The organism is Streptomyces sp. NPDC056231, from assembly GCF_048270745.1.
GTDB lineage: Bacteria > Actinomycetota > Actinomycetes > Streptomycetales > Streptomycetaceae > Streptomyces.
Map to the genome: position 1 here is coordinate 204,139 of NZ_JBLVKW010000003.1, position 22,009 is coordinate 226,147.

Below are 22,009 nucleotides of genomic sequence, written 5' to 3' on the forward strand. Positions count from 1 at the left end.
GGCACGCTGTCCGGATGGATGAGAGACGCACCGTCAAGGTGTCCAAGTACCTCGCAAAGCATCTACGGCACCAGCCCGAGCGGATCGGGATCCGTCTCGACCCGAACGGCTGGGTGACGATCGACGAGCTGCTCCGGGCAGCGGCTCGGCACGGCTTCCCCATCACCCGTGCCGAGCTCGACCATGTTGTCGCCGCCAATGACAAACAGCGCTACGCGATCGAGGGCGACCGCATTCGGGCGAGCCAGGGCCATACCGTCCCGGTGGACCTCGGTCTGTCTCCGTCCGAGCCGCCCGCGTACCTCTATCACGGCACTGTGGGCCGCGCCCTCGACGCGATCCGTACCGAGGGGCTGCGCCCCATGAACCGGCTCCACGTCCACCTCTCGGCCGACCGCGAGACGGCTACCCGCGTCGGCGCCCGCCGCGGCAGGCCCGTGGTCCTCTCGGTGGACGCGGGCGCAATGCACCGCGCCGGCCACCTCTTCTACGTCAGCGCGAACGGGGTCTGGCTGACCGACTCCGTACCGCCGGAGTTCCTCCGCTTTCCCGGCTGAACCCGACCTGTCCGGCGACGAGACATACAGGACGCTCGTCCCGCGCGGCACACGGTCGCCGTGGCTCAGCCACAGCGTCCACTGACGCGTCTCTGCTCCTCAGCTCTCCCGCCGCATGGTCGTATGTATGCGTCTGAGTACGGTAATTCTGCCGATTCACCGCTGGAGCGAGGGCCGGAAGGTCTGGCAGCGCGCCGAGGAACTGGGATTCCACGCCGCTTACACGTTTGACCATCTGGCCTGGCGGACCTTCCGCGACGGTCCGTGGTTCGGCGCGGTGCCGACCCTGACCGCCGCGGCGGCCGCCACCGAGCGGCTGCGCCTGTCACCTCGGTCAAGCCTTTTCACCTACCGCGGCCTGACCTGCGACTTCCGACTCTTCGTCGGTGCGCCGTTTCCGGGTCGTGGGTCAGTGGTCGGCCAGGTGCCAACCCTGAAGGCCGGGCCGGGACAAGACGGCAGTGGCGATTCGGGTGACCTCGGACGTGGTGGTTCCGGGCGGGGCCACGATCAGGAGGCGGGCGAGGTTCTCCTGGAATTCGCTGACCTCGGCATGCCATCCGTCCGGGAGGAAGGCCACGAAGCGGATCGCTGCGGTCTCTGGCGGCACCCCGGACGGACGGTGATCGATACCTGGTGGGGGGAATTCATGGACGGCTCCACATGAGGAAGAGAAGGGATGGCGGTGAGGCAGGCTGCCGTCCCGCACGCGTAAAATCCGTGCGCTGAAACAGGGTCCGGGGCCGGCTGCCTCGGTACGGCGGACCCCGGACACGATCGAGCGGCCGATCAGTCGGACGAGCCGCCCTTGGCGAGCCGGCCGACCAGCACGAGGATCGTGACGGCGATTGCCGCGCCGACGCCGTAGCGGACGCCGTCGGCGGCGTCGCTGGTGATCAGCACCACCTCCACACAGGCGAGCACGGCCAGAAGCGCAGCGAGGGGGGTGTTGGAGCGGGAGGCGGGCATCGGAGTTCCTTCCAGGTGACGTCGGGTTTCTGGCTGTACCGGCGTGTCTGGCCGGTGGTTCGGGTGGCGCGGGAAGGTCAGTCCGTCAGCTTCACGGCCTGGCGGAACGAGAGCTTGCGGTCGGTCTGGAGGAGCGCCCGGCGATACACCCGGCTGCTCACTCCGACGATGACTGCCGCGGCAGCAATCGACAGGACGAGCGCGACGGCGGGCTCCCACCAGGCGGTCTCGCCGACTAGGACGCGGGCCGGCATGGTGACGGTTGAGGTAAGCGGGATGAACGAGAGGATCTCCCGCAGACTGCCGGACACGGTGACGCCGACGATGAACACGAGCGCGGTGATCGCGTTCACCGGCGTCGTGGTGGACTGGATGTCCTCGCTCCGGGTGGCGAGCGCGCCCGCGGCGGCGAACAGGCAGGCCAGGACCGCGATGCCCACGACGTAGAAGACGAGGAACCATCCCAGGCCCGAGCTGATGTCGGCGAGGAACTCCTGCTCGCCCGTGAACACCAGGCCGCCGATGCCGACCAGGCAGAACAGGGCCATCTGGGCGAGCGCCAGGAGCGTGGAGCCGACGATCTTGCCGACGAGCAGGGACCGCAGAGGCACGGAGCTGGCGATGAGCTCGACGATGCGGTTCTGCTTCTCCTCCACGACGCTCGTCGCCGAAGAGCTCGATCCGGACACGCGCACATCGTCCGAGGAATCGAACCTGGACAGGCTGGTGGCGCTGGGGCTCGCCACCCGGAACACCCATGGTGCGGTACGTCCGGTCCCTCCACCCCGGGCCGTGGACGCCCTCATCGACGGTCGTCTGCACCGCCTGCGGGAGGACTTGGAGGCCGAGGCCACGAGACATTCGGTCATCGATTCCCTGTTCCTGGAGCGCTGGACGGCCCCTCCGTCGCCCCGAGCGGGCGCTGATGACCACGGCCAGATGATCACGCAGCTGCACGGGATCGAGGCGGTCCGGGAAGCCATCGACGAGCTGACCTTCTTCGCCCGGACCGAGGATCTGACCACAGAGCCGACCGGGCTCCTGACCGAGGAGTCGATCGCCGTCTCGCACCCGATCAACATGCGGTTGCTGCGCCACGGGGTGCGCATGCGCATGATCATGGGGTCGGCGATCACGCAGGACGACACCACCCTCACCTACATACGTGACCTGGTCTCGCACGGGGCCGCGGTGCGGATCTCCCACCACCCGATCGAGCGCGTGATCATCGTCGACCGGTCGGCCGCGCTGACCCCCATCGACCCGGCCGACACCTCAGTGGGAGCGCTGCTCGTGCGCGAGCCCGGCCTGGTGGCCACCTTGGTCACGCCCTACGAGCGCATGTGGGAGGCCGCGGAGGCACTCCCTGGTGAGGAGACGGACATGCCGTCCGACATCGAACGCGAGATTCTCGCCATGCTCAGAGAAGCCGACAAGGACGAGACGGCGGCGCGCCGCCTCGGCGTGTCCGTGCGCACCTACCGCAAGTATCTGGCCACCATCATGCGCCGCCTCGGCGCCGCCAACAGAGTGGAGGCCGCGCTCCTCGCGCACGAAAAGGGCTGGATGAACTGAGGCAGGAGCACGAACGCGGCAGACCGGTCACCGAAGGCGCCGGTCTGCCGCATCGGGGCCGTTGGCTCACCGGCTTCGGCAGCGCCAACGAGCCCGGGCGGCGCGCTCCCATGGCCATCCACAGCGCCGGCTGAGCAGAGATCGACATTCAGCCCAGTTGGGCGAGGGCCTCGGTGGCGATGTCCTCGAAGACGGTCTGGTCGGCGGCGAAGTCGGAGTCCGCGATCGGCCAGTGGATCACGATCTCGTTGAAGCCGAGCTCGCGGTGGCGCCCGGCGAAGTCGACGAAGGCGTCCACGGACTCCAGCGGCCGGCCCCGGTCCGGGGTGAAGCCGTGCAGCAGGATCTTGTCGAGCTCCGTCACGTCCCGGCCGATCTCCGCGCACACCTTGCCGAGCTTCTCGACCTGGCCCCGGATCGCCTCGACCGACTGCTCGGACGTGCCCTCCTCGTACAGCTTCGGGTCACCGGTCGTCACCCACGCCTGCCCGTACCGCGCGGCGAGCTTCAGGCCGCGCGGGCCGGTCGCCGCCACCGCGAAGGGGAGCCGCGGCCGCTGGACGCAGCCGGGGATGTTCCGCGCCTCCACCGCCGTGTAGAAGTCGCCCCGCTCCGAGACCGCGCCCTCGGTGAGGAGCCGGTCGAGCAGCGGCACGAACTCGCCGAAGCGGTCCGCCCGCTCCTTCGGCGTCCACGCCTCCTGCCCGAGCGCGGTGGCGTCGAAGCCGTTGCCGCCCGCCCCGATGCCGAGCGTGATCCGGCCGCCGGAGACGTCGTCGAGCGAGATCAGTTCCTTCGCGAGCGACACCGGGTGCCTGAAATTGGGCGACGTAACGAGGGTGCCCAGGCGCAGCCGGTCAGTGGCCGTGGCGGCGGCGGTGAGGGTGGGCAGCGCGCCGAACCAGGGGCCGTCCCGGAAGCTGCGCCAGGACAGGTGGTCGTAGGTGTACGCGGCGTGGAAGCCGAGTTCCTCGGCGCGCTGCCACTTGGCGCGGCCCCCCTCGTGCCAGCGGTCGACGGGCAGAATCACGGTGCTCAGGCGCAGACTCATGCCACCGAGCCTACGTCGGGCTCAAAGGTGTGTCCGCGTGATTCCGGAGCGTCACGGCCTCAGGCTGTACCAGCTCGGCTGACCCGCGCCCTCACGCGCACACCGCCGCTGCCCTCTCATCACCCCTGACATATGCGTCAGGCGTGTTCTCCTGGTCAGGGGCGCGCATCCTCACATGCGCGCCCCTCCGCGCACCCGTGCACCCCCGTACGGGAGAATGGCCGAGTGACCTCAGCTACCGACTCGCCTCTGCCTGCCGCTCCCCGGCTGATCGCCACCGACCTGGACGGCACTCTGCTGCGCGACGACAAAACCGTCTCGGACCGCACGGTCGCGGCGCTGGCCACGGCCGAGGAGGCCGGGATCGAGGTCTTCTTCGTCACCGGCCGCCCGGCCCGCTGGATGGACGTCGTCAGCGACCATGTCCACGGCCACGGCCTGGCGATCTGCGCGAACGGCGCCGCGATCGCCGACCTGCACGCGGGCGGCAGGCTGATCAAGGTCCGCCCGCTGGAACGCGCCGCCGCCTTCGATGTCGTCCACGCCCTGCGCGCGGCCGCTCCGGGCACCTCGTTCGCTGTCGAGCTGGCCACCGGCATCCACTACGAACCGGCCTACCCGCCGTTCCATCTCGACCCGGGCGCCACCGTCGCCGCTGCCGAGAAGCTCCTCCGCGAAGAGACGCCGGGCGCCGGAGCCCCGGTACTGAAGCTCCTCGCACACCACGCCGAACTGGCCCCGGACGACTTCCTCGCCGTCGCACAGACCGCAGCCGGTGACCGGGCGTCCCTCACCCGGTCCAGCCCGACGGCCCTGCTGGAGATCAGCGGACTCGGCGTCTCCAAGGCCAGCACCCTCGCGCTGTGCTGCGCCGAGCGCGGCATCTCGCCCGCCGAGGTCGTCGCCTTCGGGGACATGCCGAACGACGTGGAGATGCTGCGCTGGGCGGGCACCTCGTACGCGATGGGCAACGCCCACCCGGCCGCGGTGGCCGCCGCCTCCGGGCGGACCGTCACCAACGAGGAGGACGGCGTCGCAATCGTCATCGAGCGGCTCGTGGCCGAGCGCCGGACGTACCTCAGCCAGAGCTGAAGGAACCCGGCCCGAACTCCGACGAGGACCTCAGAGCGGCACCTCCCACACCACGGTCGTACCGCCCCCGTCCTCGCCGAGGCCCGGCCCGAACCAGCTCGACCCGCCCAGCGACTCCGCCCTGCGCGCCAGGTTCCGCAGCCCGCTGCGCCGCCCGCCCTCCGGAATGCCCACGCCGTCGTCGGCGACCGACAGCCGCACCGCGTCGCGTCCGTCGGGCAGCGTGACGGTCGCGTCGACGACCACGTCGATCAAGGACGCCTCGGCATGCCGGAAGGCGTTGGAGAGCGCCTCCCGCAGCGCCGCGATCAGGTTCTTGCCGGCCGGCTCACCGACCAGCGAGTCGACCGGGCCGAGGAAGCGGTGCGAGGGCTTGAAGCCCAGCGGGACGGCCGCCATGTTGATCTCGCGCAGGACGCGGGCCCGCAGCCCGGACGGCGCCTCGGCCGGTTCCTGCTGCAACGCGAAGATCGCGGTGCGGATCTCCTGGATCGTCACGTCCAGTTCGTCCACGGCCCGCCCCACTCCGGTCTGCACCTCGGGTACGACCGACCCGCGCTGGGCACTCTCCAGCATCATCCCGGTGGCGAACAGCCGCTGGATGACCAGGTCGTGCAGATCGCGGGCGATTCGGTCGCGATCCTCGTAGACCGCGAGCCGCTCCCGGTCCCGCTGCGCCTCGGCCATGATCAGCGCGAGTGCGGCCTGCGAGGCGAACTGTGTGGCCAGCGTCCGCTCGGTCTCGGTGAACGGCCGGTCGCCCGGGGCGCGCGGGGTGGCGAGCGCGCCGAGCACGCGTCCACCGCTGCGCAGCGGCAGCAGCATGGTCGGGCCGAACCGGTGGGCCAGCCTGGTGATCATGCGGGAGTCGGTGGCCGAGTCGTCCATGAAGACCGCCTCGCCGGCCAGCAGCTTCGCCGCCACCGGGCGCTCCGGACCGATGATCAACCCGAGCGAGGCGGACGGGCTGTCGGCGGAGACGGCGACGATCTCCAGACCGCCCTCCCCAGCCGGCAGAAGCACGATTCCGGCAGCGGAGGCAGCGAGATGGCGGGCCTGTTCAGCGACGACGGCAAGGGCGTCGTCCGCGTCCCCGCCGGAGAGCAGCGCGGTGGTCACGGCCACCGATCCGTCGATCCACCGCTCGCGCTGGCGCGCCGCCTCGTAGAGCCGGGCGTTGCCGATGGCGATCCCTGCCTCCGTGGCGAGCACCCGCACCATGTGCAGGTCGTAGTCGTTGAACTCGCCCCCGCCCTCCTTCTCGGCCAGATAGAGGTTGCCGAAGATTTCTCCCTGTACGCGGATGGGGACCCCGAGAAAAGTCCGCATCGGCGGATGGCCGGCGGGGAATCCGGCGAACCTCGGATCGGCTGTCAGATCTGCGAGCCGCACCGGTGCCGGGTCGTGAATGAGTGCGCCGAGCAGTCCCCTCCGACCGCCGGGCCGGTGTCCGATCTCGGCTTCCACCGCCTCCGACACCCCGTACGTGAGGAAGTCGGAGAGTCCTTCGCCCTTGGCGTCGACGACGCCGATGGCGGCGTAGCGGGCGTGGGCGAGTTCGGCAGCGGTCTCGCAGATCCGGTCGAGGGTGGAATGCAGTTCGAGACCGGTGCCGACGGAGCGCATGGCTTCCAGCAGCTGCGGGACGCGGGCGGTGAGCTCGGTGGACAGGCCCTGCAGGCTGCGGGTCGCCTGCGTCGCGGCTTCGAGTGAGTCCTTCGGGTCCGGCTCTGGCATACCTGGAGCCTAGTGAGACCGACCGGCACATGGGGGGTGGGAGAAGGAGCGGGGCTGGGTGCGTGCAGCTGCAAGGCGGAGGAGGGAGGCAACGCGGAGCGTTGTTGACCGACGGCAACGCCGCCTCCCATGCGCCCGCCGGTCTCAGCCCCTTTTGGGGAGGAAAGTCGGCCGATGGTCCGGCACACCGCTCCGGCCCGTGCCCGCCGGGCCTGCCCGGGTGCTTCTACACCCGTCCTGCGGTAGCCGGGAACCGTACGGTCTCCTGTTCGCGCTCCAGCATCCGGCTCAACGGCCCCTCCACCGCCTCGAGATCGGCGTACGGACCGCGCTGCACGATCCTGCCCGCGTCCATCACGACCACCTCGTCGACCGCTTCGAGCCCCGCCAGCCGATGGGTGATCAGAACCGTTGTGCGGCCTCGGGTGGCGGCCAGCAGATCTGCCGTCAGGGCGTCCGCCGTCGCCAGGTCGAGATGCTCGGCGGGCTCGTCCAGGACGAGTACGGGGAAGTCGGCGAGGAGCGCCCGGGCGAGCGCGAGCCGTTGCCGCTGGCCGCCGGAGAGGCGGGCGCCGTGCTCGCCGACGAGCGTGTCGAGCCCGTCGGGCAGCGCCTGCACCCAATCGAGCAGCCGCGCCTGTGCGAGGGCGCCCCGCAGTTCGTCGTCCGTCGCGCCGGTGCGGGCCAGCCGCAGGTTCTCCCGGATGGAGCTGTCGAAGACATGGGCGTCCTGGGCGCACAGCCCGACGAACCGCCGGACGGTGTCGCCGGCCAGTGCGGAGGCTTCCACACCACCGATCCGGTACGTCCCCGACCGCGCGTCCAGGAAGCGGAGGAGGACCTGCGCGAGGGTGGTCTTCCCCGAGCCCGAAGGGCCGACGACGGCGATGCGCCGTCCGGCGGTCAGCGTCAGGTCGACGGAGTCCAGGGCGTCCCGCGACGCTCCTGCGTACCGGGCCGCCAGCCCGCGTACCTCCAGCGGGAAGGGAGAGGCGGGTGCATCGGCCGGGGCGGCGGGTTCGAGCACCGGCACCGGTGCGTCCAGCACCTCGTACACCCGCTCCGCACTCCGCTTGACCCGCTGCCGGTACTGCACGGCGAGCGGCAGGCCGGTCACGGCCTCGAACGCGGCGAGCGGGGTGAGCACCACCACCGCGAGCTCCACTCCCGCCAGCCGCCCGTCGAGAACCGCCGGCACGGAGACGAGCGCGGCAGCGACAACCGTCAGACCGCAGATCGCGGCGGAGAACCCGCCCCCGAGCGCGGTGGCCGTTGCCGCCCGGGCCGCGATCCGGGTCAGGACGCCGTCGGCCTCGCGGGTCCGCGCCGAACGCGCGGGCAGGGCGCCCGCGACGGTCAGTTCGGCGGTCCCGCCGAGCAGATCGGTGATCCGGGTGGCCAGATCGGCTCGCGAGGGAGCCAGTTGACGTTCCGCGCGGCGGGCGCAGGCGCCGGTCACCAGCGGCACGCCGACCCCGGCCAGCAGCAGCCCGACAGCGAGCACGACGCCCGCCTGGGGCAGCATCCAGCCGGTGAACCCGGCGGCCGCCACCCCCACGACCGCCGCGGTCCCGGCGGGCAGCAGCCACCGCAGCCAGTAGTCCTGCAGCGCGTCCACATCGGCGACGAGCCGGGACAGCAGATCTCCGCGCCGGGTCCGGGCCAGCCCGGCCGGCGCGACGCGTTCCAGCCCGCGGTACACGGCGACGCGCAGCTCGGCGAGCATCTTGAGCACCGCGTCGTGCGAGACGAGACGCTCGGCGTAGCGGAAGACGGCGCGGCCGAGCCCGAAAGCACGGGTCGCGGTCACGGCGACCATCAGATAGAGCACCGGGGGCTGTTCGGAGGCGCGGGAGATCAGCCAGCCGGAGACGGCCATGAGCCCGACGGCCGAGCCCAGGGCGAGGCTGCCCAGCAGGAGCGCAAGCGCCAGCTGTCCGCGGTGTGCCCCTGCGGCCTCCCGGACCCGGGCGAGCACCTGGCCGGACCGTGCCGCGGTCTCCCGCAGCGCCTCGGGTTCCCCCGCGCCTTTGGCCACGTCATCGGAGGCGCGCGCCGGTCCGTCCACCCCGACTGGCTCCGTGGCCGCCGCGTGTGCCGGTGCCACGCCCGGTTCCAGTGCCACTACCCGGTCGGCGACCGCGAGCAGCGCCGGCCGGTGCACGACGAGCAGCACGGTCCGCCCCGCTGCCAGCCTCCGTACCGCGTCCACGATCCCGGCCTCCGTCTCGCCGTCCAGGCTCGCGGTCGGCTCGTCGAGCAGCAGCAGCGGCCGGTCGGCGAGGAACGCCCGCGCAAGCGCGAGCCGTTGCCGCTGGCCGGCGGAGAGCCCCGCGCCGTCCTCGCCGAGCCGTGTCTGCGCACCGTCGGGAAGGTCCGCCACGAAGTCGTACGCCCCCGCGTCCCGCAACGCCGCCGTCACCGCACCGTCGTCCGCGTCCGGTCGGGCCAGCCGTACGTTCTCCGCGATCGTGCCCGCGAAGAGATGCGGGCGCTGCGGAACCCAGGCGATCCGCTCCCGCCAGCGCTCGGGCGCAAGTGCCGCCAGATCCACGCCACCGACCTGCACCCGCCCTTCGTCGGGCTCCGCGAACCCCAGGACCACGTGGAGCAGCGTGGACTTCCCGACACCGCTCGGGCCGACCAGGGCGACGGTCTCCCCCTCCTCGACCACCAGCGAGGCCCCGTCCAGTGACGGTGCGGTACGGCCCTCGTGCCGTACCGTCACCCCCTCCAGCTCCAGCCTCAGCGACTGCGGGACGTCCGCCGTGCCGCCCGCCCGCACCTCGGTCTCCAGGACCGCAAAGATCTCCTCCGCTGCCGAGAGCCCCTCGGCAGCGGCGTGGTACTGCGCCCCGACCTGCCGGATAGGCAGGTATGCCTCGGGCGCGAGGATCAGCACCACCAGGCCGGTGTAGAGGTCCAGTTCGCCGTGCACGAGCCGCATCCCGATGGTGACGGCGACCAGCGCCACCGACAGGGTCGCGAGAAGTTCCAGGGCGAAGGAGGACAGGAACGCGATCCGCAGAGTCCGCAGAGTGGCCCGGCGGTACTGCGATGTGATGGTGCGGATGGACTCGGCCTGGGCCTTGGCCCGGCCGAAGACCTTCAGTGTCGGCAGTCCGGCGACCACGTCGAGGAAGTGTCCGGAGAGCCGGGAGAGCAGCTGCCACTGGCGGTCCATCCGGGACTGGGTGGCCCAGCCGATCAGGATCATGAAGAGCGGGATGAGCGGCAACGTGACGACGATGATCGCGGCCGAGACCCAGTCCTCGGTAACGATCCTGGCGAGGACCGCCACGGGCACGACGACCGCGAGCCCGAGCTGCGGCAGGTAGCGCGCGAAGTAGTCGTCCAGAGCGTCGACACCGCGGGTGGCGAGCGCCACCAGAGAGCCGGTGCGCTGCCCGCTCAGCCAGTCCGGTCCGAGCGCCGCGGCGCGGTCGAGCAGCCGGCCGCGGAGCTCGGACTTGACCGCCGCACTGGCCCGGTACGCAGCGAGCTCGGTCAGCCAGGAAACCAGCCCCCGGCCGAGCGCGACCACCGCCAGCAGCATCAGCGGGGTCCGCAGCTCGGTAACGGCCAGCCCGCCCTCGAACCCACCCACCACCACTTCGGCGATGAGCATGGCCTGGGCGATGACCAGCGCCGCTCCGGCCACTCCGAGTGCTACCACGGCCGCCAGGAAGAGGCGGGTGGCACGGGCGTAGTGGAGGAGGCGCGGGTCGATCGGTTTCACGTGAAACATCCCCAATGAGCTCGGGCGGTGGACCAGGCGGGACGTGTCAAACCGTCCCCAGGACGCGCCCGGCGGATCGGGCTCGGCCGCGATCCGCCGGGACGCGTCCTCGGCGCGTCAGTGCGCTTCGGCGATGTGCTGCGTACCGATCCGCTTGCGGAACACCCAGTACGTCCAGCCCTGGTAGATCAGCACCACGGGGGTAGCGATCCCTGCACACCAGGTCATGATCTTCAGGGTGTACGGGGTGGACGAGGCGTTGGTGACCGTGAGGCTCCAGGTGTCGTTCAGCGAGGACGGCATGACGTTCGGGAAGAGCGCCAGGAAGAGCATCGCGACCGCGGCCGTGATGGTCAGCCCCGAGAGCGCGAACGACCAGCCCTCGCGCCCCGCCGCGACGGCACCGATCGCTCCGACCAGCGCCACCACGGCGATGATCAACGCGAGCAGGCTCCAGCCGTCGCCGTGGTCGGCCTGGGTCCAGATCAGGAAGCCCAGGGCGAGCACCGCGGTGACCAGCCCCAGCTTGAATGCCAGCCTCCGCGCCCGCCCCCGGATGTCCCCGACCGTCTTGAGCCCCGCGAACACCGCGCCGTGAAAGGTGAAGAGGAAGAGCGTGACCAGCCCGCCGAGGATCGCGTACGGGTTGAGCAGGTCCCAGAAGTTGCCCACGTACTCCATGTCGGCGTTGATCTTCACGCCGCGGACAATGTTCCCGAAGGCCACACCCCAGAGCAGGGCGGGGATCAGCGAGGTCCAGAAGATCGCGTTCTCCCAGTTGGTCTGCCACCGCTCCTCGGGCCGCTTCGCCCGGTACTCGAAGGCGACACCGCGCACGATCAGGCAGAGCAGGATGATCAGCAACGGCAGGTAGAACCCGGAGAACAGCGTCGCGTACCACTCGGGGAAGGCGGCGAACGTCGCGCCACCCGCGGTGAGCAGCCACACCTCGTTGCCGTCCCAGACGGGCCCGATCGTGTTGATCAGGACCCGCCGTTCCTTGCGGTCACGAGCCAGCAGCTTGGTGAGGACACCGATCCCGAAGTCGAATCCCTCCAGGAGGAAGTAGCCGATCCAGAGGACGGCGATGAGTACGAACCAGACGTCGTGGAGTTCCATCTCTCAGCTCCTCTGCTCTCAGTAGGAGAAGGCCATCGGCCGGTCGGCGTCGTCGTGGTCGCCGCCGATCTTGGTGGGCGGGTTGAGGTCGGACTCCGTGAGTTCCGGCGGTCCGGCCTTGATGTACTTCACGAGCAGCTTGACCTCGATCACGGCGAGCACCGCGTAGAGAAGGGTGAAGAGGATCATCGAGGTGAGTACCTCACCCTGCGAAACGCCGGGGGAGACCGCGTCGCGCGTCTGCAGCACCCCGTAGACGGCCCAGGGCTGGCGGCCCGTCTCCGTGAAGATCCAGCCCCAGGAGTTGGCGATCAGCGGGAAGAGGAGCGTCCACAGGGCGACGATCCAGTAGAGCCTGGTGAGCTTTGGGCTCAGCGCCTTGTTCTTGAAGAGGACCAGGTGCGGCACTTCGTCCTCACCGGTCCGCAGCCCCGGAGGCAGCATGAACTTCTTCCGCGTCAGCCACAGTCCGAGGAGACCGAGGCCGAAGGACGCCATGCCGAAGCCGATCATCCAGCGGAAGCCCCAGAAGGCGACCGGGATGTTGGGCCGGTAGTCGCCGGGGCCGAACTGTTCCTGCTCGGCCTTGTTGATGTCGTTGATGCCGGGGACGTACGAAGTGAAGTTGTCGTCCGCGAGGAAGGACAGCAGCCCCGGGATCGAGATCTCCACGGTGTTGTGGCCCTTGGCCACGTCTCCGACCGCGAAGATCGAGAAGGGTGCCGAGTGCTGTCCCTCCCACAGCGCCTCGGCCGCGGCCATCTTCATCGGCTGCTGCTTGAACATGACCTTGCCGAGCAGGTCACCGCTGACAGCGGTGAGCAGACCGGCGATCACGACGGTGACCAGTCCGAGCCGGAGCGAGGTGCGCATCACCGGGATGTGCTTCTTGCGCGCCAGGTGGAAGGCGGCGATGCCGACCATGAACGCGCCGCCGACCAGGAAGGCCGCCGTGATGGTGTGGAAGAACTGGGCGAGAGCGGTGTTCTGGGTGAGCACATGCCAGAAGTCGGTGAGCTCGGCCCGGCCGCGTTCCTTGTTGATCCGGTAGCCGACCGGGTGCTGCATCCAGGAGTTGGCCGCGAGGATGAAGTACGCGGAGAGGATGGTTCCGATCGAGACCATCCAGATGCAGGCGAGGTGGATCTTCTTCGGCAGCTTGTCCCAGCCGAAGATCCACAGCCCGATGAAGGTGGATTCGAAGAAGAAGGCGATCAGCGCCTCGAAGGCGAGCGGAGCGCCGAAGATGTCGCCCACGAACCTTGAGTAGTCGGACCAGTTCATGCCGAACTGGAACTCCTGGACGATGCCGGTGACGACGCCCATGGCGATGTTGATCAGGAAGAGCTTGCCCCAGAACTTGGTGGCCTTGAGGTACTTCTCCTTTTCAGTCCGCACCCAGGCGGTCTGCAGGCCGGCGGTGAGCGCGGCGAGCGAGATCGTCAGAGGAACGAAAAGGAAGTGGTAGACGGTGGTGATACCGAATTGCCATCGCGCGAGGGTCTCGGGCGCCAGAGCCAGCTCCACGTCGTCTCTCCTTACATCGCCGTAACCGCGGCGGCAGTTTGCCCTGTTAATCCGACTGATCACTGGAGGAACAGGACGCGCTTGTGAACGCGTTCACATTCACAAGCATTATGACGCACAGGCTTTCGGGATGTTCGAGGGGGGTCCCCTATCGGGACGCTCCACGCGAAGGCCCCGCACCCCTGAGAAACGAGAGGTACGGGGCCTTCCGGTACACCCGGGCCGGACGCGCCGCGCTACAGCTCCTTGCGGTACGCCTCCGCCACCCTCAGGAAAACGTCGTTCGCCTCGTCCTCACCGATCGAGACCCGCACACCCTCGCCCGCGAACGGCCTGACCACCACGCCGGCCCGCTCGCAGAACCCGGCGAAGTCGACCGCACGGTCGCCCAGCCGCAGCCAGACGAAATTGGCCTGGGACTCCGGAACGGTCCAGCCCTGGTCCACGAGAGCCTTGTGCACCCGGACACGCTCGCAGACCAGGGAGCCGACCCGGCCGAGAAGTTCGTCCTCGGCGCGCAGCGAGGCGACCGCCGCATCCTGCGCCAGCTGGCTGACCCCGAACGGCACCGCCGTCTTGCGCAGCGCCGCCGCCACCGGCTCGTGGGCCACCGCGAACCCGACCCGCAGGCCGGCCAGACCGTAGGCCTTGGAGAACGTCCGCAATACCGCCACATTGGGCCGGTCCCGGTAGATCTCGATGCCGTCCGGCACGTCGACGTCGCGGATGAACTCCTTGTACGCCTCGTCCAGCACGACAAGCACATCGGCCGGCACGCGGTCCAGGAACCGCTCCAGCTCGGCCCTGCGCACCACGGTCCCGGTCGGGTTGTTCGGGTTGCAGACGAAGATCATCCGCGTGCGGTCCGTGATCGCGTCCGCCATCGCGTCGAGGTCGTGCACTTCGCCGTCGGTGAGCGGAACCTTCACCGAGGTCGCTCCGCTGACCTGGGTGATGATCGGGTACGCCTCGAAGGAGCGCCAGGCGTAGATGACCTCGTCGCCCGGACCCGAAGTGGCCTGGAGCAGCTGCTGCGCCACCCCGACGGAACCGGTACCGGTGGCGAGATGCGAGACGGGCACACCGAAACGGTCGGCCAGCTCGTTCATCAGACCGGTGCACGCCATGTCCGGGTAGCGGTTGAAGTTCGCGGCCGCGGCCAGGGCGGAGTCCATCACCCCGGGCAGCGGCGGATACGGGTTCTCGTTGGAGGACAACTTGAACGCGACCGGTCCGCCGGACGCCGCCGGCCTGCCCGGCACATAGGCAGGGACGCCGTCCAGCTCGGCGCGCAGCTTGGGGCTCGTCTCGCTCACCGCAGGTCCTCCTCGACCGTCGCACACATCAATACTGCTCACCTTATGAGGATTGCGCGCCGCTGCGAATGGCTGAGCTGAGGAATCGTCCGGTGGGCCCAGGAATGGGGGGAGCGTTCCTCGTACCGGCGCGCGCCGGTGGCCCACTCCGTGGCGCGCATCCCTCGAAGAGGTGAGTTGAGACCTCTTCGAAACATCGACCGTTGAGGAGGCCCATCCTCCTCAAGGCATGACACATCACGATCAACCGCGCCAACACCCTTGTTTTGCAAGGTATTTATGGCCAGCTGACCATGCAAAAACGTGCCTGTCGAGGTGTGAATATGCGACCGGGCCAACCGTCCGCGCGAGCCCTACTATCGGCTCGCCATGACAGCAGCAGGGAAGCACCAGGTGAGCCGGACGGAGACCCCCCGGCGCGGCGGCCGGCAGGGACGAGCGGGAATCCGGGATGTGGCCGCCGCCGCCGGGGTCTCCATCACGACCGTCTCCGACGCGCTCAACGGCAAGGGCAGGCTCCCGGACGCCACCCGCCGCCATGTCCGCGAGGTCGCCGAGCGCCTGGGCTACCGCCCGTCCGCCGCGGCCCGAACCCTCCGTACCGGCAAGTCCGGCCTCATCGGTCTGACCGTGACGACGTACGGGGATGAACCTTTCACCTTCACCGAATTCGCCTACTTCGCGGAAATGGCCAGGGCGGCGACCTCCGCCGCGCTCGCCCGCGGGTACGCCCTCGTCATCCTCCCCGCCACCTCACGCCATGACGTCTGGTCGAACGTCGCTCTCGACGGCACTGTCGTCATCGACCCCTCCGACCAGGACCCGGTCGTCACCGAACTCGTCCGGCAGGGGCTGCCCGTCGTCTCGGACGGCCGCCCGGCCGGGACCCTCCCGGTCACCGCCTGGGTCGACAACGACCACCGGGCCGCCGTGCTCGACCTTCTCGACCATCTCGCCGCCGCCGGGGCCCGCCGCATCGGCCTGCTCACCGGCACCACCACCGACACGTACACCCGCCTCTCCACCACCGCGTACCTGCACTGGTGCGAGCGGGTGGGCCAGGACCCGGTGTACGAGTCCTATCCCGCCCACGACCCGTGCGCGGGGGCGGTCGCCGCCGACCGCCTGCTCGCCCGCCCGGACCGGCCCGACGCCGTCTACGGGCTCTTCGATCCCAATGGCACCGATCTGCTGGCGGCCGCCCGCCGGTACGGCCTGCGCGTCCCCGAGGACCTCCTGCTCGTCTGCTGCAGCGAGTCCACCGTGTACGCGACGACCGAGCCGCCCATCACCACGCTCTCGCTCAAACCGCGCCGGATCGGTACGGCGGTCGTCCAGCTCCTCATCGACGCCATCGAAGGCGTCGACCAGGACGGCCCGGTGGAACAGGTCATACCGACAGAACTCATCGTGCGGACGTCCTCGCAACGCCGTCCGCCCCGCACCACGGTCAGCGCCCCACGGTCCCCTTCAGGGGACTGATCAGCGCAATTAAGACAAATCAACCGGTGAACCCCACGTGCGCCCGGATTCACCACCCCTGGTGCGTCACACAGCACGATCCGCATTCCTATGATGGGCGCACGACACCGCGGACCACCCCGACCAGCAGGGCCCGTCAGGTGTACGGCGGCGCGACGGTGGTGGAGGGGTCGATGACACAGGGGGCCGGTCAGGAACCCGTGGTGCGGACGGCGACGTTGCGTGACTTCCGCGTGCCGCCCTATGCGCAGACTCCGGTGCCGCCCACGGCGCCGCATCCGGGCAGTGCCGTTCCGGCGGACGAGCCGGAGGGCTACACGCCCACCGCGCGCGATCTTCCCGTGATCAACCGTGACACCGTCCGGGTGCAGACCGTCCCCGACCCCCGGCCCGCCCGGGAGCCGGGGCTCGGACCGCTGTACGTCGTCGGCGACGTCCACGGCTATCTGGACGAACTCCACGCCGCCCTGGCCGAACAGGGGCTCATCGACGCGGAGGGGCAGTGGGCCGCGGGCAACACCCGGCTCTGGTTCCTCGGCGACTTCACCGACCGCGGTCCGGACGGCATCGGCGTCATCGAACTCGTCATGCGCCTGTCCGCCGAGGCCGCTGCCGCGGGCGGCTACTGCAAGGCCCTGATGGGCAACCACGAACTGCTGCTGATCGGCGCCAAGCGGTTCGGCGACACACCGGTGAACTCCGGGGCCGGCACTGCCACGTTCCAGGCCGCCTGGCTGCTCAACGGCGGCCAGAAGAACGACATGGAGCGGCTCCAGGACCACCATCTCCAGTGGATGTCCCGGCTCGACGCGGTCGTCGAGGAGGACGGGCATCTGCTGCTGCACTCCGACACGACGGCGTACCTCGACTACGGCTCCACCATCGAGGACGTCAATGACACCGTGCACGCCATTCTCACGCGTAACGACGCCGATGAATGCTGGGATCTCTTCCGTAAGCTCACCAAGCGGTTCGCCTTCCGCGACGAGGCGGGTCCGCAGGCGGTCCAGGAGCTGATGGCGGCCTACGGCGGACAGCGCATCGTCCATGGCCACAGCCCCATTCCGTATCTCCTCGGCGAGGTCGGATCGGAGGACGGCGAGGACAGCGCTGGCCCCGTGGTGGAGGGCCCGCACGTATACGCGGACGGGCTCGCGATCGCCATGGACGGCGGCGTGACCATGGCCGGAAAGCTACTGGTCGTCCAGCTGCCGTTGCATGACTGACGGTCTTCGGGGAAGACGCATCAACGACCTGACCACGCCGACCACTGGGCCTATTTACGGAAACCCCCTGTCACCCCGTGCCGTAGGCGCTCTACCATCGGCGTATCAGTAGCAGGCTCTCCTCCGTTTCCGCCCAACTGCCCGGCCAGTGCGGGTAGTCAGGCCCAACGGAGCATCGGGGGATGCACATGAACAGCGCTCCGCACCTGCTGGCCGAGGACCGACCCGAGTACGAGCGGATCCTCGGCGACGCGCTGCGTCACGCTCACGAACGACCGGATCTCGCCGAAGTCGGCGAACGGCTCAACGCGGAACAGCTGCGCACCATGGCGCTGAACGCCACGGCACTGATCACCACGGCGGCGGCCACCGAGTACAACCATTATGTGAAGGCCCGCAACGAGCTGCGCGGACCGGCCGCCGACTCCGCCCAGGGCTCGGGCCTCGGCTCCGACGCGGACGATCCGGACCGGCCGGGCGCCGGGATAGGGGCGGTCGTCACGGTCCTGGCGCCGATGCTCGCAGGTACCGCCGCACTGATCTTCCTACTGGTCGGCTATCTGCTGAAGATGCTCAGTCGGCCCCCCTCGTTCGCCGACACCATGGTCGCCGCCGGGTGGTTCTTCGCGGCGGCGACGGCGGCCGCGATACTGGCCGCCGCCGTCGGGCTGCTCATCACTGCGCTGCGCAACGGATCGACCGCGCTGCCCGCCGAGGATGCCGAGGACGAGCTGCCGGAGGAGGTGGCGCGCGCAAGGGAGGCCTGGCGTCATGCGCTGCTGGAGCGCGGCATCCTGCCGTTCCTGCGCGATGCACTCGCCGATCCCACCGCAGGCGCCGCGTCGCGCACCCCGCGCCCCTCGGCCCACCGCATCCCGAAGATCGGCTACAGCAGACCGGACTTCACGGGGCCGGACGAGGGACCGGCGGCGGGGCCCCGCCCGTCGTTCACGAGCCCGGACTTCACCAGCCCGGACTTCGGCGGCCCGGAACACGAACCGGACTGACCGGCCGCCGCGGCCCGGCCCGCCTCGTGAGTGGTGGGGGATCACCTCCCGGGCCGTCACCGCCTCACGGATCAGCGGCCTCCATGGCGCGCTGCAAGAGCCCACCCCTCCGCGCAGGAGACCAGAACAACCGATTCCACTGCACTCACCCCCGCGCCTCCCCTTCCGGCCCGGCACACGCGGGAAACGTCACGGCTACCACCGACAGCCGGCGGGTGGTTGGTGGTAGCGGCCCGCGGCTCCCCAGTGGTTCCCGGGGGCCGCGGGCCGTTCCGGTGCGGCTACTCAGTCGGTGAGCGGGAGGTACACGCGGTTGCCCGCGGCCGCGAACTCCGCCGACTTCTTCATCATGCCCTCGGCGATCTCGGCCTCGGTCGCCGCGGGCTCGTCGCCGCCGAACTGCTCCGAGATGCTTCGGCTGATCTTCATCGAGCAGAACTTCGGGCCGCACATCGAGCAGAAGTGGGCCGTCTTCGCCGGCTCGGCCGGCAGCGTCTCGTCGTGGAACTCCCGCGCCGTGTCCGGGTCGAGTGCCAGGTTGAACTGGTCCTCCCAGCGGAACTCGAACCGCGCGTCCGACAGTGCGTCGTCCCAGTCCCGCGCCCCTGGATGTCCCTTGGCGAGGTCCGCAGCATGGGCCGCGATCTTGTAGGTGATGACGCCCGTCTTCACGTCGTCCCGGTTGGGCAGGCCCAGGTGCTCCTTGGGCGTGACGTAACAGAGCATCGCCGTCCCCCACCAAGCGATCATCGCGGCGCCGATGCCCGAGGTGATGTGGTCGTACGCCGGGGCGATATCGGTGGTCAGCGGGCCGAGCGTGTAGAACGGCGCCTCCTCGCAGATCTCCTGCTGGAGGTCGATGTTCTCCTTGATCTTGTGCATCGGGACATGGCCCGGGCCCTCGATCATGGTCTGGACACCGAACCGCTTGGCGACCGAGTTGAGCTCGCCCAGCGTACGCAGTTCGGCGAACTGCGCCTCGTCGTTGGCGTCGGCGATCGAGCCGGGGCGCAGTCCGTCGCCCAGCGAGTACGTCACGTCGTACGTCGCGAGGAGCTCGCAGAGCTCCTCGAAGTTCTCGTACAGGAACGATTCCTTGTGGTGCGCCAGGCACCACGCGGCCATGATCGACCCACCGCGGGAGACGATCCCGGTCTTGCGCCGGGCGGTGAGCGGGACATAGGGCAGCCGCACGCCGGCATGGACCGTCATGTAGTCGACGCCCTGCTCGGCCTGCTCGATCACAGTGTCCTTGTAGATCTCCCACGTCAGCTCCTCCGCCCTGCCGTCGACCTTTTCGAGGGCCTGGTAGAGGGGCACGGTGCCGATCGGCACGGGGGAGTTGCGCAGCACCCACTCACGGGTGGTGTGAATGTTGCGGCCGGTGGAGAGATCCATGACCGTGTCGGCGCCCCACCGCGTCGCCCAGGTCATCTTCTCGACCTCCTCCTCGATGGAGGAAGTGACCGCGGAGTTGCCGATGTTGGCGTTGACCTTCACCAAGAACCGCTTGCCGATGATCATCGGCTCGGTCTCCGGGTGGTTGACGTTGGCCGGCAGGACCGCCCGGCCGGCGGCGATCTCCTCGCGTACGACCTCGGGTTCGACGTTCTCCCGGATCGCCACGTACTCCATCTCCGGGGTGATCTCGCCCCGGCGGGCGTATGTGAGCTGGGTGACGGGCCGCCCGTCGCGGCTGCGGCGCGGACGGCGCGGACGGCCGGGGAAGACGGCGTCGAGGTTGCGCAGTCCGCCGCGCGGCGAGGTGTGCACCAGCCCGTCGTCCTCGGGGCGGACGGGGCGGCCCACGTACTCCTCGGTGTCGCCGCGGGCGGTGATCCAGTTCTCCCGCAGGGGTGCGAGACCGCGCCGTACGTCGGTTTCGGTGGCGGGATCGGTGTACGGCCCCGACGTGTCGTACAGCGTCACGTCCTTGCCGTTGGTGAGGTGCACCTTTCGGACCGGCACCTGGAGGTCCGGGCGCGAGCCCTGGACGTATCCCTTGTGCCAGCCGATGGACGTGCCGGCCTCGTCGCTCTGGTTCGAGGCAGGCGTGCGTGCGTCCGATGTGGTCATGAGACCTACTCCCTACGCCGGCATTACCCGGTAACAGGTTCGGCGGTCGGCGCAGCCTGTCCCGTACGGATGTACGGATATCAGCGCCCTCTCAGCCCGGTGCTCCGAGCTCCCGCGTGTGCAAAGGTGCCACCACGCTAGCGCCTGTTCCGGCGTGCTGGACAGAGGGCCTGTTCCTTCTTGCGATGATCGACCGGTGACATCCCTCCAGAGCGCCCCCGGATCGCAGGACCATCAGCACGGGCATTCGCACAGCCACGGCCCTGCTGCGCCGGTCTCCACACATCTGCGCAAGGTCATCGCGGGTGTGCTGATCCCGTTCGCCACCGCGGTCGTCGTCGGCCTGGTGGTTCTCTGGCCGGGCGGTGCGCCCGCGCACGAGCGCACCGGTGTCGGTTTCGACCGGCAGACCCAGCAGGGCAAGGTGGTGAACGTCGACAAGGTCGACTGCAAGGACGTGAATGCCGCACAGACGCCGGTCACGGGCGGCACCACGACGCCATCTAAGGACGCGGGCGCCGGTCAGGAACCGGGGCTGTGCGAGAAGGCCACGGTCGAGGTGACGACCGGGCACGACAAGGGGCGCACGTTCGTCGAGATCGTTCAGCCCGACGCCCCTCGGCAGTTGGGCCAGGGTCAGGGCGTGGTTGTGGCGTACGCCCCCGACGCACCCCATGACCTGCAGTACTCCGTGACGGACGTGAACCGGACGTTCCCGATGGCTCTGCTGGCCGGGATCTTCGCTCTCGCCGTGGTCGTCGTCGGCAGAATGCGCGGGTTGATGGCGCTGGTCGCGCTCGCGGTGTCGTTCGCCGTACTGACCCTGTTCATCCTCCCCGCGATCCTTCAGGGGTCGAATCCGCTGCTCGTCGCGGTCGTCGGGGCCAGCGCGATCATGCTCATCGCGCTCTACATGTGCCATGGCCTGACCGCACGTACCTCGGTCGCGGTCATCGGCACCCTGATCTCACTGCTGCTGATCGGGCTGCTCGGTTCGCTCTTCATCGGCTGGGCGAGCCTGACGGGGAACACCGACGACAGCACCGGTCTGATCCACGGCCTCTACCCCCACATCGACATGAGCGGCCTGCTGCTGGCCGGCGTCATCATCGGTTCGCTCGGTGTGCTCGACGACGTGACGGTCACCCAGACGTCGGCGGTCTGGGAGCTGCACCAGGCGGACCCGACCATGGGTGCGCGAAAGCTGTACCGGGCAGGGATCAGGATCGGTCGCGACCATATCGCCTCGGTGGTCAATACGCTGGTGCTCGCCTACGCAGGCGCCGCGCTTCCCTTGCTGCTGCTGTTCTCGATCGCGCAGAGCGGTGTGGGGACGGTGGCCACGAGCGAGCTCGTGGCGGAGGAGATCGTCCGGACGCTGGTCGGCTCGATCGGACTCGTCGCCTCGGTGCCGGTGACGACGGTGCTCGCGGCGCTGGTGGTGTCCGCGGACCGCACAGGGCTCGGCGCGGAAGCAGGAGCTTCGGCACCCGTACGGGGCGGGAGGGGCCGACGTCGCAGGGCGAGGCATTGAGC

General features: G+C 69.7%; 16 protein-coding genes, 1 pseudogene and 1 riboswitch. Of the genes and pseudogenes, 8 read left to right on the forward strand and 9 right to left on the reverse strand.

The window, feature by feature from the left end:
• Window positions 1-14 precede the first annotated feature (14 nt).
• Window positions 15-557 carry an RNA 2'-phosphotransferase gene (locus tag ACNPQM_RS04645; protein ID WP_358856599.1) on the forward strand — a complete coding sequence of 181 codons (543 nt, stop codon included), beginning with the start codon at window positions 15-17 and terminating at the stop codon, window positions 555-557.
• Window positions 558-684: 127 nt separating this feature from the next.
• Window positions 685-882: pseudogene (locus ACNPQM_RS04650) on the forward strand (LLM class flavin-dependent oxidoreductase); the annotation flags it as partial.
• A 464-nt stretch (window positions 883-1,346) separates the two neighbouring features.
• Here ACNPQM_RS04650 and ACNPQM_RS04655 read toward each other — a convergent pair.
• Window positions 1,347-1,526, reverse strand: a complete 180-nt coding sequence (locus ACNPQM_RS04655; RefSeq protein WP_358856600.1) for a hypothetical protein — start codon at window positions 1,524-1,526, stop codon at window positions 1,347-1,349.
• Window positions 1,527-1,603: 77 nt separating this feature from the next.
• Window positions 1,604-2,182 (reverse strand): ABC transporter permease, encoded by a 579-nt coding sequence (locus ACNPQM_RS04660; protein ID WP_418082945.1) that lies wholly within the window; start codon window positions 2,180-2,182, stop codon window positions 1,604-1,606.
• Here ACNPQM_RS04660 and ACNPQM_RS04665 point away from each other — a divergent pair.
• Window positions 2,148-3,101 (forward strand): LuxR C-terminal-related transcriptional regulator, encoded by a 954-nt coding sequence (locus ACNPQM_RS04665; RefSeq protein WP_418082946.1) that lies wholly within the window; start codon window positions 2,148-2,150, stop codon window positions 3,099-3,101. The two genes, ACNPQM_RS04660 and ACNPQM_RS04665, sit on opposite strands and share 35 nt — an antisense overlap.
• A gap of 148 nt (window positions 3,102-3,249) precedes the next feature.
• On the opposite strand, the gene ACNPQM_RS04670 is transcribed toward ACNPQM_RS04665, so the two are convergent.
• Entirely contained in the window at window positions 3,250-4,152 is a 903-nt protein-coding gene (locus ACNPQM_RS04670; RefSeq protein WP_418082947.1) for an LLM class flavin-dependent oxidoreductase, read from the reverse strand.
• Between the two features lie 225 nt (window positions 4,153-4,377).
• Between ACNPQM_RS04670 and ACNPQM_RS04675 the strand changes: the two genes are divergently transcribed.
• Complete coding sequence (locus ACNPQM_RS04675; RefSeq protein ID WP_418082948.1) at window positions 4,378-5,244, forward strand: Cof-type HAD-IIB family hydrolase; 867 nt, start codon at window positions 4,378-4,380, stop codon at window positions 5,242-5,244.
• A 30-nt stretch (window positions 5,245-5,274) separates the two neighbouring features.
• On the opposite strand, the gene ACNPQM_RS04680 is transcribed toward ACNPQM_RS04675, so the two are convergent.
• The 5 genes from ACNPQM_RS04680 to hisC all read right to left on the reverse strand — a co-directional run bounded on the left by ACNPQM_RS04680 (window position 5,275) and on the right by hisC (window position 14,682).
• Complete coding sequence (locus tag ACNPQM_RS04680; protein ID WP_418082949.1) at window positions 5,275-6,981, reverse strand: GAF domain-containing sensor histidine kinase; 1,707 nt, start codon at window positions 6,979-6,981, stop codon at window positions 5,275-5,277.
• A gap of 226 nt (window positions 6,982-7,207) precedes the next feature.
• Window positions 7,208-10,720, reverse strand: coding sequence for a thiol reductant ABC exporter subunit CydD (gene cydD / locus ACNPQM_RS04685; protein WP_418082950.1), 3,513 nt, complete (start codon window positions 10,718-10,720; stop codon window positions 7,208-7,210).
• 117 nt (window positions 10,721-10,837) lie between these two features.
• Window positions 10,838-11,839, reverse strand: coding sequence for a cytochrome d ubiquinol oxidase subunit II (gene cydB, locus ACNPQM_RS04690; protein WP_418082951.1), 1,002 nt, complete (start codon window positions 11,837-11,839; stop codon window positions 10,838-10,840).
• Between the two features lie 18 nt (window positions 11,840-11,857).
• A complete protein-coding gene (locus tag ACNPQM_RS04695; protein ID WP_358856607.1) occupies window positions 11,858-13,366 on the reverse strand; it encodes a cytochrome ubiquinol oxidase subunit I in 1,509 nt (502 codons plus the stop codon).
• A 236-nt stretch (window positions 13,367-13,602) separates the two neighbouring features.
• Complete coding sequence (hisC, locus tag ACNPQM_RS04700; RefSeq protein WP_418082952.1) at window positions 13,603-14,682, reverse strand: histidinol-phosphate transaminase; 1,080 nt, start codon at window positions 14,680-14,682, stop codon at window positions 13,603-13,605.
• 369 nt (window positions 14,683-15,051) lie between these two features.
• Between hisC and ACNPQM_RS04705 the strand changes: the two genes are divergently transcribed.
• The 3 genes from ACNPQM_RS04705 to ACNPQM_RS04715 all read left to right on the forward strand — a co-directional run bounded on the left by ACNPQM_RS04705 (window position 15,052) and on the right by ACNPQM_RS04715 (window position 18,397).
• Window positions 15,052-16,164, forward strand: a complete 1,113-nt coding sequence (locus tag ACNPQM_RS04705) for a LacI family DNA-binding transcriptional regulator (protein ID WP_358856609.1) — start codon at window positions 15,052-15,054, stop codon at window positions 16,162-16,164.
• 173 nt (window positions 16,165-16,337) lie between these two features.
• Entirely contained in the window at window positions 16,338-17,390 is a 1,053-nt protein-coding gene (locus ACNPQM_RS04710; RefSeq protein ID WP_358856610.1) for a metallophosphoesterase, read from the forward strand.
• Between the two features lie 182 nt (window positions 17,391-17,572).
• The gene (locus ACNPQM_RS04715) at window positions 17,573-18,397 is read left to right on the forward strand and encodes a hypothetical protein (RefSeq protein WP_358856611.1); all 825 of its coding nucleotides are present in this window, start codon (window positions 17,573-17,575) and stop codon (window positions 18,395-18,397) included.
• A 285-nt stretch (window positions 18,398-18,682) separates the two neighbouring features.
• Here ACNPQM_RS04715 and thiC read toward each other — a convergent pair whose 3' ends face one another.
• Window positions 18,683-20,473, reverse strand: a complete 1,791-nt coding sequence (gene thiC, locus ACNPQM_RS04720) for a phosphomethylpyrimidine synthase ThiC (protein ID WP_358856612.1) — start codon at window positions 20,471-20,473, stop codon at window positions 18,683-18,685.
• Window positions 20,466-20,599: riboswitch (TPP riboswitch) on the reverse strand. Its footprint overlaps the gene before it by 8 nt.
• Window positions 20,600-20,669: 70 nt before the next feature.
• Here thiC and ACNPQM_RS04725 point away from each other — a divergent pair.
• Window positions 20,670-22,007 carry a YibE/F family protein gene (locus ACNPQM_RS04725; RefSeq protein ID WP_418082953.1) on the forward strand — a complete coding sequence of 446 codons (1,338 nt, stop codon included), beginning with the start codon at window positions 20,670-20,672 and terminating at the stop codon, window positions 22,005-22,007.
• The last annotated feature ends 2 nt before the right edge of the window (window positions 22,008-22,009 follow it).